Genomic DNA, 20,528 nt, shown 5'->3' with positions numbered 1-20,528 from the left:
ATATGAAAATTCTGGTATTAATCGACGGGTCGAAGTGGAGTCACAAAGGGGCACTCCATGCGGTTTCCATCGCCAAAAAGAAGGACGCTGACGTCCTCCTCCTCTCGGTCCTCGACAGGCGCGAGGCGCGGACGATGGCCTTCAACTATTGCACCCAGAGTGACAAGTGCGATATCATCGGGACCTATGAACAGAATATCTGGCAGGATATGCGCCGGAACATCGAGACCGAACTGGCCGCGGTCTGGGACTTCTGTCATGGCGAAGGGTGCCGGTGCACGACAAAGATCCGGGACGGCGACAGAAGAGAGGAGATCGTCAGGGAGGTCAGGGATGGCGGGTACGCGCTTGTGGTCATGGGAGCCCATGGCAGGAGTGCGAAACCCTCTCTTGGCGGTACCCTCAGCGATATTGCAGGAGAGATCGAGACTCCGGTCCTTATTGTCCGTTGACCTGGCCGGCGTTCGTTTTACTTTTCATTTTTAAGAGGATCACGGACATCGCGTTGAGGACGGCGACCCTGACATAGGGGTCGCAGAACTCGTAGATCTTCTGAAGTGGCTCGAAGGCGCCGGGGTCTCCGATCTTTCCGAGGGCCTCCGCGGCTTCGTAGCGGCAATTTTCGTCATGCCTGAGGACGGCGACAAGAGGGCCGACGGCCGCTGGGCCCCCGATCTCGCCGAGGATCTCGATGGCGGTCCGGCGGACGTCGGGGGCGTCGTCGGTGAGGAGGGGCAGAAGGACATCGGTCGTGTCCTGCCCGCCGACCCTGACCAGCGCTTCGGCGGCGACAAGGCGCACCTCCCAGTTTTCATCTTTGATACGGTTGATCAGAGGCCTTTCTGCTCTCTGGTCTCCGATCTTGCCGAGGGCCTTCGCAGCCTCGAACCTGATCTCGTAGTTGCGGTCTTCGAGGGCCTCGATGAGGGGGGCCACGGCCCGCGGGTCATGGAGTTCACCGAGCGCGAAGATGGCGCCGTCCCGCCCGTCCCTGTCCCGCCTGTCCTTCAGGGCGTCGAGGAGATATTCAACGGCACGGTGATCGCCGATCTCGCCGAGGGCGGTGGCGGCCCCCCACCTGACATCGGGGTCATCGTCGTGCAGGGTCTGGATCAGGGGGCAGACCGCCTCCTGTGCCTGCATGCCGCCGAGACTGATCGCCGCCTTCCACCTGACATCCTTGTCCCTGTCCTTTAACGCGGTGATCAGGGGCCTGACTCCTCGATCGTCACCAATACGTCCCAGAGCCTCGGCAGCACCCCAGCGCACGAATTTATTCTCATCCTTCACGGCTTCACAGATCTGCGGGACAGCCCCGGCTCCGATATCGACCAGAGTCCCGATCGCCTCCCATCTGACCGTAATATTCGGGTCTTTGAGGGAAAGGATCAGGTCCGCGATCTCCTGATCGATCGATTCCTGGTTTTCCTCGTCAGAAGGGGTGTATTCCTGTTTATCTGCTGCCATGCCGGGTCCTGAGATGACCTGAATAATAGGGTGCGAGATAATAAGAATCTTCCCGCCACCGGGTTCCCCGGGCAAAAAGTCGTTTCTCGGGCAGTTCACGCCCAAATCGAGAGTATCCAGTCTTGCTCGGGGAACAGGCCGTCCCGGTGGTGCCGGAGATCGCAGGGTCCTGGCGCAACAGACTTCAGGTATGGCGTCTATTCTGTGGGCATGAAGAGATCCTGCGGCGCGCGGCCGCTTCTTTATCCTCATCCTGTACTGATCGTCTGCACCTATGATGCCGACGGCAACCCCGATGCCATGACCGCGGCATGGGGAGGGATCTGCTCGTCCAACCCGCCGTCGGTGGCTGTCTCGATCCAGAAAGTGCGGATGACCTACGAGAACATCCAGCAGCAGAAGGCGTTTACCGTCTGCATCCCGTCTGCCGTCCATGTCGCCGCGGCAGACTACTTCGGGATCGAGTCGGGGAGGCACGCCGACAAGATCGCGACGGCCGGACTGACCGCGGTCAGGAGCGACCTCGTCGATGCGCCCTATGTCGCTGAGTTCCCGGTCGTCCTTGAGTGCAGGCTCACCGGGAGCATGGAGGTCGGCGTCCATACCCAGTTCATCGGCGAGATACTGGACGTCAAGGTGGACGAGTCGGTGCTCGGGCCCGACGGCGTGCCTGACCTCACAAAGGTCATGCCTTTTGTCTACGACTCCGCGGGCCGTGCGTACCATGCCGTCGGCCCGGAGATAGCAAAGGCCTTCTCGGCAGGCCTTGCCCTGAAGAAGTGAGGTAGGCCTCTGGTGGAGAACACCGATCCACCGCCTATCCCAAACTCTCCCCCGGAGGCAGCCCCCGGACAGCGTCACAGATTTTCTCGACTCTCTTCGGTCGTCCCCGCTCAAGGATTGGTCCGGGGAAAAGAGAGAGGGAGATCTTGAGGGGGTTGCCATCACTCCCCTCTTCCGACGCGGCACCACAGGGCCGTTCACTCCGCAGGGCCACCTTTATCTTTTGTGTTTTTCCGCCCGGGCGTGCGTTGTGCTTCGGGAGGGTACCGGGGGCAAGGAGATAAAGAGGCGGGACGTACAGATAAAGACACTATCCGCACTCTTTGCGGGGGATGATCATGAACAAGGTCTATGTGATCGGGCACAGGCACCCTGATACCGACAGTATCTGCAGCGCCATAGGTTATGCCGAACTCCTGAACCGTGAGGAGGCAGGGAAGTATGTCCCTGCGCGGTGCGGCGAAGTCAATCCCGAGACGGGTTTTGTCCTTGAACGGTTCGGCACCGAGGCGCCGGCCCTGATCGAGAGCGTCGAGCCCAATGTCTCCGACCTGCCCTTCACCTATCCGGTCAGCGCCCATGCCGACATTCCGACGATCGAGGTCGTCGCCATGATGGACGAACACGGCGTGCGCAACATGCCGATCGTCGACGACAACGGCATCCTCCTCGGCCTTATGAGCGAACATGGCCTGGCCCGCGCCTATGTGACCCGGACGAAGATCGAGCAACTCGCCATCACGCCGATCAAACTCCAGACCCTGGCAAAGATCCTGAACGCCCAGATCCTCGTGCCCGGCCCGGACCTCCTGGAAGGGAGGGTGTACATGGCAATAGACGCCCTCCATGTCTCCCTCTCGCGGCTCTCGCCCTGTGACGTCGCCATCGTCGGGGACAACGAACCGGCCCAGCTCGCCCTGATCTCGGCCGGGATCGCCGCGCTCATCCTCGCCGACAATTCGCCGGTTGGCGAGCGCGTCATCAATGCCGCAAAGACGCGGAACGTCGCCGTCCTCTCGACCGCCCTCGATGCCTTCGGTGTCGGCAAGATGATTAATCTCTCCCTGCCGGCAGGTATGGTAATGGCGACCGACGTGCCGCGGGTGAGCATGGCCGACCCCCTCGAATACGTGAAGGACGTCGTCTCGAACTCCAAGTACAGGACGGCCTGCGTGGTCGAAAACGACAACCGCCTGCTCGGCATGATCTCGCGGAACACCTTCGTCGACGACATCCGCAAGTCGGTGATCCTTGTCGACCACAACGAGTTCTCGCAGGCGGTGGACGGTATCGAGAAGGCTGACGTGCTGGAGATCATCGACCACCACCGTCTCGGGGCGATCACCACCCTGAAACCGATAAAATTCCTGAATGATCCCGTGGGGTCGACCTCGACGATCATCACCAGGATGTTCATCGAGAAGGGGGTCGAACCGACCGAGCAGACGGCAGGCCTGCTGCTCTCGGGCGTCCTCTCCGACACCCTCGCCCTGAAGATGTCGACGACGACTCCCGAGGACGAAAAAGTCGTGGACTACCTGGCCGGCATCGCGGGCGTGGACCCGGTGGCCTATGGCATGGAACTTGTCCAGCGGGGGATAGAACTGGAAAATGTCCCCCTCCACGACCTTCTCCTCAGGGATACCAAGCACTACAACCTCTTTGAGAAGAAGGTGGTCATCGCGCAGGTGACCGTCCCCTCCTTCGAGTTCAGCACCGTGCATGCTGACGAGATCAAGGAGAAGGTCAACGCCCTCCGCCAGGAAACAGGGAGCGACTTTTTCCTCGCCCTCTTCACCAATGTCTTCGAGAACGGCAGCGACCTCTTTGCCGCGGCAGAGGATGGCCACCTGGCAAAACTGGGAATTACGGAGCAGCCCCGGCGGCTTCCGGGCGTGATGTCACGGAAGAAGGACTTCCTCCCGCAGTTCGGGAGCATGCTCCGGGACCTCTGAAGAGGTTCTCATTCCTTTTTTCCGAAGTGGTAGTGTTTTTTGAGGAAGTCACGCACTTTTTCTGACTCGATATACCCGGCGTCCAGGTCGTCCACGAGTCTGTCGATGCGCCTGACCTGCTCCAGCACGATCTCCTTCTCGTCGCCGGCATGCATCTCGATGACGGCCTGGATGACCTGGAGGGGGTTCCTGATCTCGTCGTTGAGGATGGCAAACTGCTCCAGGTTCTCTTCGATCCGGGCGAATGCCTCTGCCTTGAGCCTTTCCTCCTCCTTTCTCCCGGTGATGTCCCGCGCGATGGCAAGGAGATAGGGTGCTGACGCCAGGTCGAAGCGCGTGAGGGTGACCTCGGTATCGACATATGTGCCGTCCTGTCTCAGGGTCCGCCACTCGAAACGGGGAGAATCGTGCCTGCACGCCCTGTCATAATACTCCTGCCACGCCTCCGCAGACCGCCTGCCGTCGGGTTGGAATTCCGGGGAGATATCGAGCGGGGAGTGGAGGACCATCTCTTCCTTCTGCCAGCCGAGCATCTCCAGCGCCCTCTGGTTGCAGTCTGAAAATTGGCCTCTGCGGATGATGGTGATCGCATCAGTGGCCGTCTGGAACAACTGGCAGTATTTCTCCCTCGACTCCTCAAGGATCTGTTTTGCTCTCTCCTTTTCCGCGATGTACTCTTCAAGGAAGGAGAGGAGGTCGTTGACCGATGTGGAGAGCATCATCATCTCGTCGGTCTTTCCGGGGGGGAGGCGGTGGGAGAAGTCCTGATCCTTTCGGATCGCTGTGACCGTTCTGCTGATATCTTCAAAACGGCGGATGACCGTGAAGTAGATCGTACCGATGAGAAGGAGGCCGAAACCCGCACAGACCGCGACGATGACGGCGACGAGGGCGGAGATGATATCACGGTTCCTGAAATATCCATCCCGCGGCGTGTCAAGGCGTGCGAAAAGTGCCGGTTCGCCGGCGATGTCTGTGATACGGGCCACCCCCGAGATCGTCGCGCCGTCAGGAGACCTGACGATCACAGGGGTGTTCTCGCCGTTGGGGAGGTCGGTCCCGGCAATGCCGGCGAGTGCCGCAGGGTCTCCGGGCAGGAAGAAGGTGATGTCGAGGCCGGTGATATCCCGGATCCTGGCAGCCTCGCCCCCGGCAAGATCGCGCCCGAATACGAGCGTGCCCTGTGCGGGGCCTTCCCCCGAACTCCTGAGCACGGGCGCGGCCGAGACCATCATCGGCCCCTGCGGGAGGGGGACCAGTCCTGTGGTGACCTCGCCGGACGACGCAACAGCGGGAGAAATGCCATGTGCACGCAGGTACGTGAGAAGGGCTGGGTCTGCGGGGACGAGGCTCCTGTTTGGACGGTCATACGCGGCTCCGTAGAGGAGGGCGCCTTCGGCGTCGAAGATCAGAATCGTGTCAAGGTGAGATAAGCAGAAGGTCTCCGGGACGAGGTTCGACCGGAGATAGGCCTCGTGCGGGCTCTGGACAAAGGCGTAGGTGTCGTCCCATGTGGCGTAGTCCGTGCAGAGGAGTGTGAGGTCGTCGAGTTGCGCCCTGAGTCCATGTCGCACGAGGGTAAAGTCCTCGCTCATTGTCTCAGTCTCTGACATCTCAAGGTTCTGGTCGAGTATGAGGTGCGCTGCCCCGAAGATGCCGGCGATCAGGGCGAGTGCCGTACAGATGGTGACGATGGCGATGAATGTCAGTATCTTCATGGTGCCTCTGCCGGGGTGCAAGGATCCCAACAGGTGTGCTTTGTGAGGTGTTTGTTGTCTGGAGTGCCGCCCGCTACACTGAATTTGAATGTGTAGACATTCTATTTCAATGATTGTTATTTATATCAGCACAGATCGCCAGTCTTTTTTATACATAGGTATATTATATGGTTTTAATCCATAATGTGTCTGAATCCAACTACGATTCACAGAACCCCCTATCGCCGGCATGGTGTGTGAGAATAAGATTGAAATCAAAGAGGCTTCCGGCCTTGCTGAACGGAGCACAGGGGGCGTGCTCTCGTACGGGATAGGGTCTGGAAAAAACACAGATCGGAAAAACAGGAAGACGCCCCGGCCGGGATTCGAACCCGGGTCGAAAGCTCCGGAGGCTTTCAGGATGTCCACTACCCTACCGGGACAGGCCTGTATATGTTGGCTCGACGGGTATAAAAATGATTGCGCCGCCATCAGAGATGACGGACATGATAGAGGTTCCAGATCTTGCAGGCGCCCTCGTGGCTGACCATGCAGGGGCCGACCGGCGTCCTCGGGGTGCAGACTTTCCCGAAGAGTTTGCAGTCGGTCGGCTGTGCGATCCCCCGCAGGACCCGGTCGCAGATGCAGCCCGAGACCTTCTCGACGTGCTTGATCTCGATATCGAATTTTTTTCTGGCATCGTATTGGGAAAATTTGTCTTTCAGGCAGAGCCCTGATTTCGGGATCACCGGGAAACCCCGCCACTCGACATCGACCGTGTCGAAAACCTCGGAGATGAGTGCCTTCGCCTTTGGGTTCCCCTCCCGGCAGACCGCACGCGGGTAGGCGTTCTCGACCTCGTGCCTTCCTTCCTTCACCTGTTTCACCAGCATCAGGAGGCCGAGGAGGATGTCCTCGGGCTCGAAGCCGCCGACGACCTGCGGTACCGGGAACTGCTCGTATTCTTCGTATCCCGCCACCACGCAGACATGGCCCGGGAGGAGGAAGCCGTCGAGGGAGGCCTCGCCCTGTTCGAGGAGCCACTGCATCGCCGGCGGGACAAGGCGGTGACAGGAGAGGATGGAAAAGTTCTCGGGCGGGTGGGAGAGGATGGTCGCGGCGACCGTCGGGACAGTCGTCTCGAAGCCGACCGATATGAAGACGACCTCCTTATCGGTCTTCTCCGCGATCTCGACGGCCTTGTGGATGCCCTGCACCACGCGCACGTCCCCACCACAGGACTCAAGAGTGCCCTTCGTGCCCGGGACCCGGAGGAGGTCGCCGTAGGTGGCGACGATACACCCTTTCTCGACAAACTCAAGGGCGGCGTCGATTTCTCCCTGCGGTGTGATACAGACAGGACAGCCCGGCCCCATCACGATGTGCAGGCCCTCGGGGAGGACGCTGCGCAGACCGGATCTGGCGATGGCAGCCTCGTGCGTGCCGCAGATGTGCATAAACGTATAGTTACGGTCCACGATCTCGTGGAGCGCAGCCTTCAGTTTGTCTCCTGTTGCCATGGAATCCTCATAGTTAATACGTGTCTCCCTGCATAAGTGTACTCATTATGGGCGACCCCCTCTACGCTGTTCTTCTCCTCTTTGCGGGGCTCATCGGATCGGTGGTCCTGTACTGGGTCTATCACTGGTTGCTGAAACGCGCGGAAAAGACAGAGTCAAAGATCGACGATATCCTCGTTGCGGCGACGGGAAAACCCCTCATCATCACGGTCCTCGTCGTCACCGCATACCTCGCCATCGTCTCGTCGGGCATCATCCCGCCGAAGTACGAGTACATCCTCGACTCGAAGTACCTCAATGCCTTCTACATCATCATCGGGGCATGGGTGGCTTCGAGTTTCTCGTACAACTTCATCCACCTGTACGGCCGGTGGATGGCGTCGCGGACGGAGAGCGAGGTCGACGACCGGATCATCGACGTCCTTGAGATCGCGGTGAAGTACGTCATCTGGTTCATCGCCTTCCTGCTCATCCTGAGCACCCTCGATATCGACATCACGCCTCTCCTTGCCGGGGCGGGCATCGCCGGTGTCGCCGTGGCCCTCGCGGCGCAGGACCTCCTCTCCAACTTCTTCGGCGGGGCGCTGATCGTGATGGACAAGCCCTTCAAGATGGGTGATCGGATCAAGATCGACGACTACCTCGGGGACGTCATCAGCGTCGGCCCGCGGAGCACCCGCATCCAGACCCTCGACTATCAACTCCTCACCATCCCGAACTCCAAGATTGCGAACTCGGTGATCATCAACTACGCCCTCCCCGAGGTGCGGCTGAAGATCAAGATCCCGGTCTCTGTCGCCTATGGCTCGGACGTCAAGAGGGTGAAGGAGATCCTGCTTGAGATCGCCAACGAGGCGGTCGAGCGTTCGGCATGCGTGCTCAGGTACCCGCCACCGACGGTCTATTTCCTGGAATTCGCCGACTCGAGCCTCAACTTCACCCCCATCGTCTGGGCGAAGGCCTTCAACATGGCCTGGGATGTGCAGGACTTCATCAACACGAGGATAGATGAGAGGTTCAGGGAGGAGGGGATCGAGATCCCCTTCCCCCAGATGGACGTGCACATCAAAAAATCATGAGACGGAAAGGAAAAATGTTCCTCTCTCCGCTCTTTTTGCTTCGATGAGATGGTTCTCCAGGAGGTACTGGAGGTACTTCCCGACCTCGTTCCTGTGCATGCCGGTGGCGTGCGCAAGGTCGTCGAGGGTGCAGGGGCGACGCCTGACAAGGGCCAGGATGGTGTCGGCGCTTTCCTGGTGGAAACTGTCGATCTCCCCCCGCGACGGGAGGCCGCCGACGATGTCGACAGGCGTCGCCGTGATCAGGGAGGCGATGTGGTCGAGGGTCTTCCTGTCGGCAGGCCGCACCCAGGCCGCGGCGCCGGGGCGGTCGAGGGTGTTCAACTGGACGCGGTCGGGCATGATCTCCCGCACGGCGTCGGCGATCTTCCCGACCTCCGCGTCGTTGTCGTTGACGCCCGGCACGATGAAGACTTCGAGCCAGATCTCCCCGGAAAAACTTTTGCGAAACGCGATGAGGCCTTCGATCAGGGTTTCCGGTGAAATGCTCCTGTGCGGTCTGCAGATCTTCCTGAAGGGTGCGTCGGAGACGGCGTTCAGGGTCGGGACGACGAGGTCTGCATCGTGGAGGGCGCGCCGCACCTCCGGGTCGGAGAGGAGACTGCCGTTCGTGAGGACGGCGACGCGATATGCGGGAAACTCGGATTTGACCACCCGTATGATCTCGCCGATCCCGCTGTGAAGGGTCGGTTCCCCCGACCCGGCAAGGGTGACGTAGTCGAGACGGGGCGAGGTCGAGAGGTAGGACCGGAGTTCCGCGATCACGTCCCCGGTCGGGACGTACTCCTTCCTCTCTGTGGTGAGCGCCGTCGTCGGCCCGCACTCGCAGTAGACGCAGTTGTAAGAACAGGTCTTCAGGGGCACCAGGTCGATGCCGAGGGATATCCCGAGTCGCCGCGACGGGACCGGGCCAAAGAGATGACGATAGGGCATTGCAGAATCACCGGGGGAGTATGGGCGCGGACGGGCAAGAAACCACCTGTTGCCGCAGGGTGCGGGGAAGCGTTTTATGAACCTCAGGACAATGCTCTCCCATGTATGGCGTCTCCACGTACGCGCTCCACTCCCGCCCTCTCCCCGATGCCCTCGACCAGATCGCCGGGTTGACCGACTATGTCGAGGTGATGGACGACGGTTGCCACTTTATCGAGAGTGCCGAACCCCTCCTCTCCTACGACCTCCGGTACTCCATCCACGCGCCGTCCCGGAGCGTCAATATTGCAAGCACCCTGGAACCTATCAGGGAGGCGAGCGTCAGGGTGATCAATGACTGCTTCGCCATCGCCGCTGAGGTGGACGCCGACGTGGTGGTCCATCCGGGGTACTTTGCATGGCCAGCAGACAGGGAGAGGGCGCGGAGGCAGTTTGCCCGCTCCCTTGCCGACCTCTCCGCGGCGGCAGAAGAACGGTCTGTCAGGTATGCGGTGGAGAACATGGCCTGGGAATTTTTCTTCCTCCAGACACCGGACGAACTCCCCCTCCCCGAGGGCGCGGGCTTCGCCCTCGACGTCGGCCACGCCCATATCAAGGGGTGTCTCCCCGCATTCCTGCAGGTGCCGATCGACCATATCCACATCCATGATAATGACGGGACCGCAGACACCCACTCCGCGGTCGGGTCGGGCACCATCGACGTCGCCGCGGTGATGGAAGCGGTCGGACAGAACGGTCTTGTGCCGGTGATCGAGGTCGAGGGCATTGACGGGGTGAAATCAAGTATTTCTGCACTACGTCCCTATTTATGAGGCATATGTCCGGAATATACATTTTTTATTATTTGATCTCACATCTGGAACTATCAACACTTTTTTATACCGGATATGCTCTATATTGTAATGCATCCGTGCCTCAGTGGCTCAGCTGGTAGAGCGTGTCCTTGGTAAGGACAAGGTCCCGAGTTCAAATCTCGGCTGAGGCTTAAAGAACGTGAGTTCTTAATCCCACATAAAAAATACGCCCAAATTGGGCCTCTTTTCTAAGGGCAAAGTTTTGCAAGGTTTCTGAGTGCGGCGGGGTGTGCGTTTGTCTCCGTTCATCGAATCGCCTGCAAAACTTCATGTTTTTGGGGCCGGTGCGATCATTCCGCTGTTGCCCGGGGTATCTGCACATACCCCCCATGCCCCGGGAGAAATATGTATTTTCCTTCGTTTCTCACGGCCTTCAGATCGTCGTGCCGCAGGGGGCGATGAATCACACCCGACGCCCTGCTTGCGGCCATCTGCGCGCATCTGCTGTCGCGCCGAATGATTTGTATTCAAACCTCAGGCGGCTTGATATGGCGGGTCGCTCTCCCCAGGTGCCCCGATCTGCTCCACCATATCCCAATATTCAGACATCTTCAACTGCCGCGACTCACCGGGGGGTCGATACCCTGCGGCGACATCCGCCTTTGAGATCCAGAGCACATATGAGGTGCCCACCCTCTCGAAGTACGGGGGACGGATGATATCTTCCTCGTCGAGGGTTACAGGACAGTCGATAAATTGAGCCAGATCATCCCGATCGTACAAATGAGATAGCGACTCGATCTCCGTTTTGATCTCTGGATCAGATGGTTCGTAATTCCTGACATTGGAATAATAATATTCATACCCCAAGAACGTCTCCCGGCACGGTTCCCATCCATAAGGAGCAGGTCCGGAGAAACCCAGCCACGATATGCCATTGTGAACTGAAACCGTGGAAGCCCCGAATCGGCCGGCGAACGCGATCCGGTCGGCAAAAGCATCCCGATTATGTACCCACACCATGGTGAGGATTTCCGTGCATTTTCCCCCCGTTACGAGAAACGGGACGTATTCTTCTTTCTTCGTATTAATGGCCAGATTAATACTGATATCGAGATCTAACTCCACCATTGGATTCCCTCATTCCTCCATGTTCGGGAGGGGTAAAAGATTTCGATCTTTGTCGGTGCAGTTGATCCACCGCGTCGACGCGGTTAGCACAACGCGTACGCACGGTATAAGCGCGGTGTCGGCGCCAGAAAAGAGGGGGCGGGGTGCGGTCCCCGCCTCGGTTCCGCAGTATTCCGTATTTATGCCCCGGGACGGGGCAGGGGGTCGGGCAGAGTCGCCGTCGTTCCAGACATTTTCTCACACTTGAGGTTTGGGCAGGTTTGATGCTCCCTCAGACCCCGGGCAGAGTCGTCATCGGGGGCGGTGAGCTCACACCACGATCACAGGGGAGGGCGCGGGCCTTCCTCCTCCTCTCGGTGGGTTGGCCGCATCACCAAAGCCGCGCTTCAGGCGGGACGAGTCCCACGCGTCGGTCCTCTTCGCTGGCTCCTGCTGGTGAGCGGGGCGGTCCTCGGGGGCGCTGACCGGTGCGGTGGTCCGTGCGCCCCTGTGCACCGCTTCCACCGCTGCCCGGCTTGCATACATGGTCGGGACGACCGGCAGGCCGGTCGTGATGTGGAGGGCGATCCCCTTCCCTGTCTTCGTCCCGTACGCGGTCCCGGCCTCCTGCACGATGTCCACGTCGTCGCCCCTGATGATCTGGTAGAGGGGGACCGTTGCGCCAGTGGCGACGAGTTCTCGGGCATCCGACGCGCCGACCACGAGATACTCCCCTGGCCGCGCTTCAAGTTCGATCCTCAGGGCCTCGTGAGCCCGGGTGATTTTTCCTGTCTGTGTCATCATCTGTCTCAATCCTCTGTGTGTTTTACACGTGTACAATACAATGTATGGCAGGCATGCATATATACTTTACGGTGTAATATACAGTGTAATGGTCACCGAAGGAAAGGGCCGCCTGGTTTCGGCGGGTCGCGCAAAGACAAAATATCTCTCGATCCCGTCGGCGGTTGTAGGAGACTCTCAGTTCCCGTTTGAGGAGGGGGAGGAGGTATCAATCGAGATTGACATCGATCACTTCCGTCTGATCGTCTCGAAGATAAAAGACGGGGCGTGAGCCCCTTATCCCTAGATCCTGGAATCCCAAATAGGAATATTTTTCAGCCGTTGTGATGATAAAAGCCTTTTATGAAGGCGCAATTTGTTTTCTGCATTCTCTTAATATCTGCAATCCTTGTCGGGGGGTGCGAGGGGCTCTCCAAGGCAAAATACCACCCCGGAGATGTTATCTCTTTTGAAGATGGATATCAGGACGTAGCATATGTGGTTCTTGACTACGACGAGACGTTAGATCAATATTTTATAACGTTTATTCACCGCGATGGATTGGGTCGGTGGATGAGGGCAGATATAGATACGAAAACGTGGGAGGATAGGAGTTGTGCTGAAATGATTTATAAATACAAATTAGGGCATGTAGATATTGACGATCTCAAAATGATCACCCTTAGATTGTAGGTCTCTCCCTAGGAGCACCGATCCAATTCTTTTTTAGGGGTGTTTCGCCCGGTGAGAAGATGGTCGCACCCCCGCCGATTATCATATATGCCCGAGGAGCACATTCCCCGATATATGAATCGAGCATACCCCGTCCTCGCGATCGTCCTTTGCGCCCTTGTAACCCTCGTTGCGGGGTGGGCGCTTCTGGTTCCGCATCCTCTGTTTCAGACCGACGATCTTATCGTGGCCCACAAGTACCTGAACTCATCCCCGGAAACGCATCTGATGACGGTCCTTGAATACGATGGAGCCCACGACCGATACCGGATCGCCGCCTGCTCCGACCCTGACCCCATAGGGGAGGTCAAGGTTTACTATGAGCTGCAGATGTGGTATGAACGCCCCTGGTTAGAAGAGGATTTCACGCGGTGGGGCCGTCGCTGAGAAATAATCAAATGGAGGAGGGGACCCTCACCCCATTGTACTCTCGCGGTACATATCCCGCATGGTCCTCCGCAGTTCATACACCATCGTGCTTGCATCCGCCTTCGGGGAGTTCACCACAATGCTCTCGATCACGACGTCCCCCTTCTTGCTTACCAACACCGTCTCGTTGTGGGAGGGGGCCGCTGCGGTAGGGGTGGCGACTGGGGCCACCGCGTTTGCACCCTTGGTGTCGGCGTAGGGGTTGCCGAAGTCCGGCATTGTGAAGTTCAAAGCAGGGGCCTCGGGGACGAAGATCTGAACGCTGCCGTCCTCGCCTGCAACCTGAACCCCGACAGTGCGGACGATCGGGTTGTCCTGGTAATACTTGGCGAGTTTCTGCCAGTTCTCCACGGTCGTCTGGAGGGTTGTTTTGTCGAACTCCAGCATAGCGCTGTCATGCTTCAGCCTGAGGTCCTCCCGCTCCTTGTAGGCGGTATCCATCTTGGCGGTCTCGTCTTCGAGGGTCTTTCCGATCTCTTCGAGGCGTTTCTTTGCCCCTTCGACCCCCTCATCGCCGAGCTTCTTTTCCAGGGCCGCTTTCTCTGTGGCAAGGTCCTTTGATCTCTCCTGTGCGTCCTGAAGGGCGTCCTCGGCGTCAGCGAGGTTCAGGGTCGCCTCCCGGTGTCGGAGCTTGAGGTCGGCGAGATCCTCCTCGGCCTTCTCCCTCTCGTCGATGCTGCCATACTCCCCGGTGGCCATCTCCCGTTCTTTTTCGGCGATCTCGTCTTCGAGGTCTTTGAGATCCCGATCCGCCCGGATCTTGCGGATCTCGGTCCTCTCCACGGCGCGGCTCTGGTCGTCGATGTCCTCCTCGATCCCGAGGGCGCGATCGATCGAGGTCTTCAACTCGTCGTACTGACCTCTGAGTTCTTCGACCTTCGTGCGGTGGGTTTCGTAGGTCGCCGTGACATCGCGCATCCTCACCTCTGCCGCCGATGCAAAGTCCAGGAGGTTTGCCCGGTACTCGAGGAGGTCGGCACCAGCATCTCGGGTTTCCTGGCTCGCCTTGTTCATTTCAGGGGTCATCACGCCGAGGGCGGCGTTTACGTTTGCCATCGGGGAGCCTATCGACTTCAGGGCCGACGCGTAAAACTGCGAGGCGTCTGCACCCTCCCGGAGCCTGCGGGCGAGGTCGCGGAGTTCCTCGGACGAGTGGCCGGACGAGTCGGCGAGGGCGTCGATCGCGTCCTTCAAACGCTTCGATTTCTCCTCGGCCTCGTCAATGTAGCGGTTTGTGAGGATTATCCCCGCTGCAAGTCCCGCTGTGGCTGCTGCAAGGACCCCCATCGAGAGGGCGGTCGCGCGGGCCGTGCTGCCGGCGATCTTCATCTGTGCGATCTGCGATTTCAGGCCGGGGATGACCTTCTCATCGAGGAGGACGTGGAACTTCTTGTACGCCACGGATGTGTCGCCGGCGAGGGTGAGCATTTTCCCTCCCACGACGAGAGCAGGACCCGTGGCGGCAGCGAGGGCGGCGACGGAGACGACCATCCTCTTTGTCCCGTCGTCGAGGTTCTTGAAGGTCTCCAGACCCCCACGGGCGAGGGCGATCCCGTCCTGGGCGAGGGGGATCAGCTCGGCCCCGAGTTCCTCGGTCACGTCCTTCAGGTCGCCGGTGAGGGCCTTCATCTGATTTGAGAACGACCCGGCGGTTCGCTCGGCGTCGCCCTGGGCGTTTGTGGTCGCCTGCATGATCAGGTTCAGGCGAGCCTGTGCTTTCTCGGCGTTTGTGGCCTCGGCGGCCCCGCCGGCGACACCCATGTTGAGAAGTTCCTGATTCACGGCGGCTTCGTTGAGGACAACGCCGTACTTCTTCATCGCCTCATATTCGCCGGTTACGGCAGACCTCAGGGAGATCCACGCCTCCTCGTCTGTGGAGTTCGAGAAAGAGGCGATATCGACACCGAGCTGTGTCATGGCCTCCGCGAGTTTCAGGGACTCCTCACGGGTCGCACCCATGCCCTGGAGCATGTCACCGAAGGTGGCGGACGTCGCCTTCAAGTCGGTGCGGGATCGGCCGACGGCACCGCCGAACTTATCTGCCCACGCTTCGGCATCGGCGGCCATCTCTCCGAAGACGGTATTGAACTTGCTCTGCGTCTCTTCTGCGTCCCCGGCCATCTTCAGGGCGGCTGCACCTGCGAGGGCGAGGGGGGCCGTGACCGTAAGAGTGAGGTCCTTTCCGGTCTGGGTGAAACTCGATCCGACCGCTTTCAGACGATCCTCAAAATTCGTGGAAACTTTTGCGGCCTCGTCGAATGCGGAGACAAGGCCGGACGAGTCGCCGACGATCTCCACGACGAGCCTGTTGATTACCTCTTCGGTCATGCTTTGCCTCGCTTCACTTTCAGTCCGGTGATCCGTTCGATCGTCGCGACATCGAATGTTTCTGCGGTTTGCCGCTTGATCATGCTGCCATACCGGGCCTCGATCGCGTCCACGTCCGGTCCATCATCCCCATGCTTCCCGAACGCGTCCGCGTCTGGCCCGTTGTCGATCTTACGAGGGATCAATCCGTCCATCTCCTGGGCATATCGGTGAAGGGTTGCCATCTGTCCGAGACTGAGCTCGGAAAGGATTTGCCGAGGGGTCCACCCGTAGGTGCGCCCCATCCGTGCGACAATCCTCCCAAGCTCGATCACACGTTTTTTGCGGCCTCTCCTGTGGCCGGGGTGGCGCTTTCCTGGGTCGCTGCCCGTTCAAGGACGAAGGTGGCGATCCTCGTGAGATCGCGCAGGCTGTAGTTCTTCCACAGCCACTCTTCAGTGACGCCGGGGTCGATGTCGTGGAGGACGCCGGCGGCAAGGTTCACGACCTCCTCAGAGGTTGCGTCCTTCCCGTCCTTCTCCTCGTAAAAGTGGATGATCCTGAGGCTGGACTTCGCCGGGATAACGGAGAGGTCGAGGTCCTTGACCTGGTTAGCCCTACCGATCCGGAGGGTCACGGGGTCGGGGACGAAGATCGAGAAGTCCTGGATCATCTCCGCACCTCCAGAGGGTTATACATGGGCCGTTCGAGTGGGGGTATACCCTCCCCACCAGGGAAGAGTTCTTTGAGCTGCGATCCGAAACTCTGCGAAGCTCGGTTTACCTGCTCTTCGAGTTCGGGGTGCCAGTCGGCTACGATCTCTCCGATGGACTTCCGGGCAATCTCGAAGTCCGCGGCGGCGTTCTGATACTCTGCTGCGATCGTGGCGGCATTCTCGTCCGTCGTGAGATCAATTATACAGGGGGTCTGTTTCATACTCTCATCTCTTGGTGTGCCGGCGTGACCCTGCCGGCGGGGTGTTCATCGGCCTTCGTTTCGGGGGCGTGCCGGTATCATGTCGGCGAGGTCTTCAGGAACCTCGGGGACTTCCACCCCCGCATCGTCCCACTCGGGGGCATTGATGGTGTCAGTGAGGTCCCGGACGGCTTGATCCAGTCCCCGGGCAAGCGTTTTTCGGGTTTCTTTACCACGGGTCACTGCTTCGGCATGTCCGGCCTCTTCTGCTACTGCCAGAAGGATATCGGCCTTTTCAAGCTGGGCTTTCCAGTACCGAACCCTCCACACGACGACATTCATGTTTGCACAGAAGATCTCGCGTGCTATGGCGGACACCGCGCCGTCAATGAGAATTTCCTTTACTCTGGTGGCCTTCTCCCCCGTCTCGCATCGTGCGACGCGAGATGCTATGCGCCGGAGTGCGGCGGCTTCGGCGGGGTCGTCGGTGTCTGCTACCTGCCGTATCAGAGATTTCAGATACCCGGCGGTCTTTTCGGGGCTTAGGTTGTCCTCCACTTTCTCCATCCTTTTGTTTAACGATCTCATCTTATCACGCTCTGTTTGGCTTTTCTCGTTCTTTTATCGGTTCTTCGAGGGCCGATAACCTCTGCTCTATCTCCTGGAGTTCTGAGTTCTTGATCAGACCGTCAAGGGCCGTGATCGCCTGGACAAACACCCTCGCCATACTCAACATCTCGCTGTCGGCCTTCTTCGTCTTGAAACGCGGGGCTGTCAATCGGCCGTGAAGATTTTTCAGAACATCGGAGAGCATTCGGGCGAGCTCGTCCCGTTCAAGAGCTTTGCCGGGTTCCCTTTCGGACGCGAATGTCCCGGCGGCAGTTCTGGGTGCTGAATCGGTCATTACCACCGCTCCTTGCAATACTCGATCGTCTGCTTGAACGCCTCGCCCCGGAGGGGCATGTCCTCGTCGGGGAGGAATCCCTGCTCCAGGGCGATCAGTTTGAAGATGTTGCCGCCCTTTCCCGTCTCGTTCCCACAATGGAAGGAGGTCCATGTCTCGCCGTCTGTGGATATGGCGAAGTTGTCGCCGTGGGTCGATCCATAGACGGGGTGCGGTCCTCTCTTCCCCGGAGCAACGCCGGTGTAGGCACTGAGGGAAGGCATGCGGCGCTTCAGGTCCTCGATGTCGTCACCGTTCTTCTTCTTCCCGCTCGCCTGCCACCGCTGCCGGGCGAGGGAGGACCGCAGGGCGGCAACACTTGCCTGGATCGCCTTTTTCTTCTCCTCCTTCACCGCCGGGTGCTCGTCGGCCGGGACCGCTTCGGCGAGGACCTGTGCGAGGTCGCCGCCCTCCCTGAGGAAGTCGTTCATATCGATCTTCTCCCTCCCCTCAGGACGCGGGAGGGTGCCGATGTACACCTTCCCGATCCCGTGGGCGAGGAGGGCAAGGGCGGTCTTCGTCGCTCCTTTCAGGCCGGCCCCGCTCTCCTCGTTGTCGTTGATGAGGTAGACGGGGCCGGCCCGCGTGCAGTATGCAGCGGCCTCGTCGATCCGCTCCTGCTTGAAGCTCGTTGTCACCGGGCTGAGGCACGACCGACACGCCTGGTGGACCGCGAGGGCGTCGGCGATCCCCTCGGTGACGATCAGAGGTCCGCCCTCGATCACGGACCATGCACCGAAGATCGGTTCTTTCGGTCCGGCGTCGGTGACGATCTGCTTCTTATACTTCGCTGGCACCTCGTCGCCGTGTGTTGGCGTCTCGTCGGTTGCCCGGGCAATGAAGTAGAGGGGCATCCCCCCCTCGCCCAAATAGGGGAAGACGAGACGGCCGCGGAAGTGATCGGCAACGCCGGTCCTTCCCTCTACCGTCCACCGCTGCACGAGGCCGGACCCGACGATCTCCTCTCCGCTGTATCCCCTGTCCATGAGGTGCTGAAGAAGGGCGTCGCCGTCTGCCGGGGCATATCCGATCCGTGCCCTCTCCGCAAACCATGGCTGGAAACCGTAGCGGGCGAGGAGGAAGGCGCGGTGCTCGTCAGTGAGATGCCGCTCGTAGAACCGGCATGCGTCTTCAAGAAGGGGTGTCCAGTCGATCACGCACCCACCCCTTCAAGGATCGGGCACACCGGCCCCTCGCCATAGTCCAGAAGGAGAAGGGCGTGGCTTGCCCGGGTCGCACTGACAAAGTACACCCTCCTCTCTTCTGCTCGTCGGTCCGGCATCCTGAGGTCGTCCAGGCGGCCCTTCAGATATCCGGTGTGCAGGAGGACCACGGCCGCCTCAAGACCCTTCGCCGCGTGGATCGTGTCCACCTTCACCATTTCGGGCGTGATCTCGTAGCCGCGCCGGGCTTCCCGGGCGAGACATGCCCGAATCTGTCGGACGAGCCACGGCCTCATGTTGAGCCTGTCGAAGATCCGGTCCCCCTGTCGGCCATCGGTCCAGGCATACACGTCGCCCAGGCGGACCGGCCCCTGATTCGCCTTGATCCTCAGGTCAGTGAGGGCGGCGGATCGCTTCTTGCCGACGAGGGCCGCAAGGGCGAGGGCCTCGGCCTCGTTCGCCGGGATCGGGTCGATGTCGCACCCGGCGAGGTAGCGGGCGATCGCCGTCTTCAGGGTCCACGGGCTGATCGTCGTCGGTTCGAGGCTGTCGCGGGACCTGCCGATCCTCGCCGATGTCCAGAACCGCACCCTCCCCGGCTTGATGTCGCCGCAGGGAACCCCGGCCGCACTCAGGGCGCGGGCGAGGCTGCCGGCACCTTTCCTGAATCGACTGAGGACGAAGACCGGCTGCCGCTCTTCTTTAGTCCGGGCGTACTTGACCGCGACCTCCACCTGTCGGGCGAGGGTTTCGGCATTGCCGGGCCGGACATGGTGGACCTGCCCCTTGCGGCTACAAGGGGAGACGTTTGCCGGGTGTCCGAGGATCGTTTCGGCCGTCTCCATGATCCGGGCGGGGCACCGGTGCGAGGTCGGCCGGCTGCCGTCGGGCCGTGCTCCCCGGTCCTCTGCTGCGAGGGAGAGGAAGAGAGAGGGATCACATCCGCGGAAGCCATAGATGCTCTGGTCCTCGTCGCCGGCCACATAGACCCGGCGAGTGTCCGGATGGTTGATCCACTGCTCAATCAGGGCGTTCTGTGCCGGGCTGACATCCTGATACTCATCGACGAACAGGGCCGGGGCGGGGGGCGGGAGTTCGTGATCGAGGGCAAGGCGTACGTAGTCTTCGTGCTCGAAAAGCCCGCGCTCGGCCTTGTATGCTGCCCATGCTCGGAGGAGGTCTTCAACCGACCCCACAAGATTTGAGACACCGAGGCCGAGATCGGCGACCGCCTTGCGCCATTCTTCGGGGCCGCAGAGAGTAGCCTGGAGATAGGCGTTGAGGGTGATCAATGCGTTCCCGGTCGGTAGGTCGGCACGACTGCGGTCCTCGTCCTCGTCGGTACCGAGCAGAGGGTCGTACTCGAGACCGCGCTCATTCATGAAGGCCTGATAGATCGGTGCCTTCCTCCGGTCGCCGGGTTGGATCACCTGCTGACGCGGGTCCTCGATCAGACCGGCGGTCATGCACGCTCTGAGAGCCATGCCGTGAATCGTCGCACACAACCTCAGGACCTCCTTTGCGGGCGCGTCAGGGAAAACCGCATCATGTAGGCGGCTTGCAAGGTCGGCGGCCTGGCTGCGGCTAAAGGTCATTACAACAATGTCACCGATCTTCGTGCCGGCATCCACCTCGGACCGAACATACTCGATCAGGGTCGTGCTTTTCCCGGCGCCAGGTCCTCCCCGCCACCGGATCAGTTCGGCGGTCATGCCCCGATCGCCTCCATTATATCGCGCACGAGGGAAGATCGATCCTCTCTTTCGTACACTACATCGGCTCGTGATCGTGTTAGGATGGGGATCTGTCCCGAGTGACCAGGGTAACACAAGTTGAGGGTGGGACAGAAATTCATCTCAAATGAGTCTCCGATCAGGCTAATACTCACACCACTCTGGGGTGTCCCAACCGTCCCAAC

General features: G+C 60.1%; 22 protein-coding genes and 2 tRNA genes. 9 read left to right on the top strand and 15 right to left on the bottom strand.

All coding sequences use genetic code 11. The annotated features are described in order from the left end of the window. Positions 1 to 2 precede the first annotated feature (2 nt). Entirely contained in the window at positions 3 to 452 is a 450-nt protein-coding gene (locus tag MEFOE_RS09120) for a universal stress protein (RefSeq protein ID WP_067051338.1), read from the top strand. Here the strand turns inward: MEFOE_RS09120 and MEFOE_RS09115 are convergent. Beyond that, the gene (locus MEFOE_RS09115; protein ID WP_067051336.1) at positions 439 to 1,467 is read right to left on the bottom strand and encodes a HEAT repeat domain-containing protein; all 1,029 of its coding nucleotides are present in this window, start codon (positions 1,465 to 1,467) and stop codon (positions 439 to 441) included. The genes MEFOE_RS09120 and MEFOE_RS09115 overlap by 14 nt on opposite strands. Positions 1,468 to 1,677: 210 nt before the next feature. Between MEFOE_RS09115 and MEFOE_RS09110 the strand changes: the two genes are divergently transcribed. Both MEFOE_RS09110 and MEFOE_RS09105 read left to right on the top strand, forming a co-directional pair. Beyond that, positions 1,678 to 2,250, top strand: a complete 573-nt coding sequence (locus tag MEFOE_RS09110; protein WP_067051334.1) for a flavin reductase family protein — start codon at positions 1,678 to 1,680, stop codon at positions 2,248 to 2,250. 338 nt (positions 2,251 to 2,588) lie between these two features. After that, a complete protein-coding gene (locus MEFOE_RS09105; protein ID WP_067053156.1) occupies positions 2,589 to 4,205 on the top strand; it encodes a putative manganese-dependent inorganic diphosphatase in 1,617 nt (538 codons plus the stop codon). 8 nt (positions 4,206 to 4,213) lie between these two features. Here the strand turns inward: MEFOE_RS09105 and MEFOE_RS09100 are convergent, their stop codons facing one another. From MEFOE_RS09100 to hypD, 3 genes are all read right to left on the bottom strand, one after another. Continuing rightward, positions 4,214 to 5,923, bottom strand: coding sequence for a CHASE4 domain-containing protein (locus MEFOE_RS09100; RefSeq protein WP_067051332.1), 1,710 nt, complete (start codon positions 5,921 to 5,923; stop codon positions 4,214 to 4,216). 350 nt (positions 5,924 to 6,273) lie between these two features. Then, positions 6,274 to 6,345 (bottom strand) — tRNA-Arg (locus MEFOE_RS09095). Between the two features lie 48 nt (positions 6,346 to 6,393). After that, positions 6,394 to 7,422 carry a hydrogenase formation protein HypD gene (gene hypD / locus MEFOE_RS09090; RefSeq protein ID WP_067051331.1) on the bottom strand — a complete coding sequence of 343 codons (1,029 nt, stop codon included), beginning with the start codon at positions 7,420 to 7,422 and terminating at the stop codon, positions 6,394 to 6,396. 47 nt (positions 7,423 to 7,469) lie between these two features. On the opposite strand from hypD, the gene MEFOE_RS09085 reads away from it, so the two are divergent. After that, the gene (locus tag MEFOE_RS09085) at positions 7,470 to 8,501 is read left to right on the top strand and encodes a mechanosensitive ion channel family protein (protein WP_067051329.1); all 1,032 of its coding nucleotides are present in this window, start codon (positions 7,470 to 7,472) and stop codon (positions 8,499 to 8,501) included. On the opposite strand, the gene MEFOE_RS09080 is transcribed toward MEFOE_RS09085, so the two are convergent. Continuing rightward, positions 8,496 to 9,434: a radical SAM protein gene (locus MEFOE_RS09080; protein ID WP_067051327.1), complete on the bottom strand. Its 939-nt coding sequence runs from the start codon at positions 9,432 to 9,434 to the stop codon at positions 8,496 to 8,498. The two genes, MEFOE_RS09085 and MEFOE_RS09080, sit on opposite strands and share 6 nt — an antisense overlap. 101 nt (positions 9,435 to 9,535) lie before the next feature. On the opposite strand from MEFOE_RS09080, the gene MEFOE_RS09075 reads away from it, so the two are divergent. Together MEFOE_RS09075 and MEFOE_RS09070 are read left to right on the top strand one after the other, a co-directional pair. Continuing rightward, positions 9,536 to 10,246, top strand: coding sequence for a sugar phosphate isomerase/epimerase family protein (locus tag MEFOE_RS09075; RefSeq protein WP_067051324.1), 711 nt, complete (start codon positions 9,536 to 9,538; stop codon positions 10,244 to 10,246). Between the two features lie 100 nt (positions 10,247 to 10,346). After that, positions 10,347 to 10,419 (top strand) — tRNA-Thr (locus tag MEFOE_RS09070). A 343-nt stretch (positions 10,420 to 10,762) separates the two neighbouring features. Here MEFOE_RS09070 and MEFOE_RS09065 read toward each other — a convergent pair. Both MEFOE_RS09065 and MEFOE_RS09060 read right to left on the bottom strand, forming a co-directional pair. Beyond that, entirely contained in the window at positions 10,763 to 11,359 is a 597-nt protein-coding gene (locus tag MEFOE_RS09065) for a hypothetical protein (protein WP_067051321.1), read from the bottom strand. 309 nt (positions 11,360 to 11,668) lie between these two features. Beyond that, a complete protein-coding gene (locus tag MEFOE_RS09060; protein ID WP_067051319.1) occupies positions 11,669 to 12,142 on the bottom strand; it encodes a hypothetical protein in 474 nt (157 codons plus the stop codon). A gap of 88 nt (positions 12,143 to 12,230) precedes the next feature. On the opposite strand from MEFOE_RS09060, the gene MEFOE_RS09055 reads away from it, so the two are divergent. The 3 genes from MEFOE_RS09055 (at position 12,231) to MEFOE_RS09045 (ending at position 13,240) form a co-directional block, all read left to right on the top strand. Then, on the top strand, positions 12,231 to 12,413 hold the full coding sequence (locus tag MEFOE_RS09055; protein WP_067051317.1) for a hypothetical protein: 183 nt from the start codon (positions 12,231 to 12,233) through the stop codon (positions 12,411 to 12,413). A gap of 71 nt (positions 12,414 to 12,484) precedes the next feature. Then, positions 12,485 to 12,814, top strand: coding sequence for a hypothetical protein (locus MEFOE_RS09050; protein WP_067051315.1), 330 nt, complete (start codon positions 12,485 to 12,487; stop codon positions 12,812 to 12,814). A gap of 114 nt (positions 12,815 to 12,928) precedes the next feature. Next, positions 12,929 to 13,240 carry a hypothetical protein gene (locus MEFOE_RS09045; protein ID WP_153015927.1) on the top strand — a complete coding sequence of 104 codons (312 nt, stop codon included), beginning with the start codon at positions 12,929 to 12,931 and terminating at the stop codon, positions 13,238 to 13,240. Between the two features lie 27 nt (positions 13,241 to 13,267). Here the strand turns inward: MEFOE_RS09045 and MEFOE_RS09040 are convergent, their stop codons facing one another. The 8 genes from MEFOE_RS09040 to MEFOE_RS09005 form a co-directional block, all read right to left on the bottom strand. Further along, on the bottom strand, positions 13,268 to 15,610 hold the full coding sequence (locus MEFOE_RS09040; RefSeq protein WP_067051311.1) for a coiled-coil domain-containing protein: 2,343 nt from the start codon (positions 15,608 to 15,610) through the stop codon (positions 13,268 to 13,270). Further along, complete coding sequence (locus MEFOE_RS09035) at positions 15,607 to 15,804, bottom strand: hypothetical protein (RefSeq protein WP_235809598.1); 198 nt, start codon at positions 15,802 to 15,804, stop codon at positions 15,607 to 15,609. Before MEFOE_RS09035 ends, MEFOE_RS09040 begins: the two co-directional genes overlap by 4 nt. A gap of 116 nt (positions 15,805 to 15,920) precedes the next feature. Next, positions 15,921 to 16,262 carry a hypothetical protein gene (locus MEFOE_RS09030; protein ID WP_067051307.1) on the bottom strand — a complete coding sequence of 114 codons (342 nt, stop codon included), beginning with the start codon at positions 16,260 to 16,262 and terminating at the stop codon, positions 15,921 to 15,923. Then, entirely contained in the window at positions 16,259 to 16,525 is a 267-nt protein-coding gene (locus MEFOE_RS09025) for a hypothetical protein (RefSeq protein ID WP_067051305.1), read from the bottom strand. The genes MEFOE_RS09030 and MEFOE_RS09025 overlap by 4 nt, the downstream gene beginning before the upstream one ends. A 45-nt stretch (positions 16,526 to 16,570) precedes the next feature. Further along, positions 16,571 to 17,071, bottom strand: a complete 501-nt coding sequence (locus tag MEFOE_RS09020) for a hypothetical protein (RefSeq protein WP_067051303.1) — start codon at positions 17,069 to 17,071, stop codon at positions 16,571 to 16,573. A 25-nt stretch (positions 17,072 to 17,096) separates the two neighbouring features. Beyond that, positions 17,097 to 17,408, bottom strand: a complete 312-nt coding sequence (locus MEFOE_RS09015) for a hypothetical protein (protein ID WP_067051301.1) — start codon at positions 17,406 to 17,408, stop codon at positions 17,097 to 17,099. After that, positions 17,408 to 18,604 (bottom strand): toprim domain-containing protein, encoded by a 1,197-nt coding sequence (locus MEFOE_RS09010; RefSeq protein ID WP_067051299.1) that lies wholly within the window; start codon positions 18,602 to 18,604, stop codon positions 17,408 to 17,410. The genes MEFOE_RS09015 and MEFOE_RS09010 overlap by 1 nt, the downstream gene beginning before the upstream one ends. Beyond that, positions 18,601 to 20,322, bottom strand: coding sequence for a UvrD-helicase domain-containing protein (locus MEFOE_RS09005; protein WP_067051297.1), 1,722 nt, complete (start codon positions 20,320 to 20,322; stop codon positions 18,601 to 18,603). The genes MEFOE_RS09010 and MEFOE_RS09005 overlap by 4 nt, the downstream gene beginning before the upstream one ends. Between the last annotated feature and the right edge of the window lie 206 nt (positions 20,323 to 20,528).

This window comes from Methanofollis ethanolicus (genome assembly GCF_001571385.1).
Classification (GTDB): domain Archaea; phylum Halobacteriota; class Methanomicrobia; order Methanomicrobiales; family Methanofollaceae; genus Methanofollis; species Methanofollis ethanolicus.
Note: the sequence above shows the minus strand (reverse complement) of the source record. Positions and strands in the feature narration are given on the sequence as shown.

Bases quoted from the DNA above. Each gene is read 5' to 3' on its own strand.
- MEFOE_RS09120 (WP_067051338.1), top strand. From the start codon at position 3: ATGAAAATTCTGGTATTAATCGACGGGTCGAAGTGGAGTCACAAAGGG.
- MEFOE_RS09115 (WP_067051336.1), bottom strand. From the start codon at position 1,467: ATGGCAGCAGATAAACAGGAATACACCCCTTCTGACGAGGAAAACCAG.
- MEFOE_RS09110 (WP_067051334.1), top strand. From the start codon at position 1,678: ATGAAGAGATCCTGCGGCGCGCGGCCGCTTCTTTATCCTCATCCTGTA.
- MEFOE_RS09105 (WP_067053156.1), top strand. From the start codon at position 2,589: ATGAACAAGGTCTATGTGATCGGGCACAGGCACCCTGATACCGACAGT.
- MEFOE_RS09100 (WP_067051332.1), bottom strand. From the start codon at position 5,923: ATGAAGATACTGACATTCATCGCCATCGTCACCATCTGTACGGCACTC.
- hypD (WP_067051331.1), bottom strand. From the start codon at position 7,422: ATGGCAACAGGAGACAAACTGAAGGCTGCGCTCCACGAGATCGTGGAC.
- MEFOE_RS09085 (WP_067051329.1), top strand. From the start codon at position 7,470: ATGGGCGACCCCCTCTACGCTGTTCTTCTCCTCTTTGCGGGGCTCATC.
- MEFOE_RS09080 (WP_067051327.1), bottom strand. From the start codon at position 9,434: ATGCCCTATCGTCATCTCTTTGGCCCGGTCCCGTCGCGGCGACTCGGG.
- MEFOE_RS09075 (WP_067051324.1), top strand. From the start codon at position 9,536: ATGTATGGCGTCTCCACGTACGCGCTCCACTCCCGCCCTCTCCCCGAT.
- MEFOE_RS09065 (WP_067051321.1), bottom strand. From the start codon at position 11,359: ATGGTGGAGTTAGATCTCGATATCAGTATTAATCTGGCCATTAATACG.
- MEFOE_RS09060 (WP_067051319.1), bottom strand. From the start codon at position 12,142: ATGATGACACAGACAGGAAAAATCACCCGGGCTCACGAGGCCCTGAGG.
- MEFOE_RS09055 (WP_067051317.1), top strand. From the start codon at position 12,231: ATGGTCACCGAAGGAAAGGGCCGCCTGGTTTCGGCGGGTCGCGCAAAG.
- MEFOE_RS09050 (WP_067051315.1), top strand. From the start codon at position 12,485: ATGAAGGCGCAATTTGTTTTCTGCATTCTCTTAATATCTGCAATCCTT.
- MEFOE_RS09045 (WP_153015927.1), top strand. From the start codon at position 12,929: ATGAATCGAGCATACCCCGTCCTCGCGATCGTCCTTTGCGCCCTTGTA.
- MEFOE_RS09040 (WP_067051311.1), bottom strand. From the start codon at position 15,610: ATGACCGAAGAGGTAATCAACAGGCTCGTCGTGGAGATCGTCGGCGAC.
- MEFOE_RS09035 (WP_235809598.1), bottom strand. From the start codon at position 15,804: ATGGACGGATTGATCCCTCGTAAGATCGACAACGGGCCAGACGCGGAC.
- MEFOE_RS09030 (WP_067051307.1), bottom strand. From the start codon at position 16,262: ATGATCCAGGACTTCTCGATCTTCGTCCCCGACCCCGTGACCCTCCGG.
- MEFOE_RS09025 (WP_067051305.1), bottom strand. From the start codon at position 16,525: ATGAAACAGACCCCCTGTATAATTGATCTCACGACGGACGAGAATGCC.
- MEFOE_RS09020 (WP_067051303.1), bottom strand. From the start codon at position 17,071: ATGGAGAAAGTGGAGGACAACCTAAGCCCCGAAAAGACCGCCGGGTAT.
- MEFOE_RS09015 (WP_067051301.1), bottom strand. From the start codon at position 17,408: ATGACCGATTCAGCACCCAGAACTGCCGCCGGGACATTCGCGTCCGAA.
- MEFOE_RS09005 (WP_067051297.1), bottom strand. From the start codon at position 20,322: ATGACCGCCGAACTGATCCGGTGGCGGGGAGGACCTGGCGCCGGGAAA.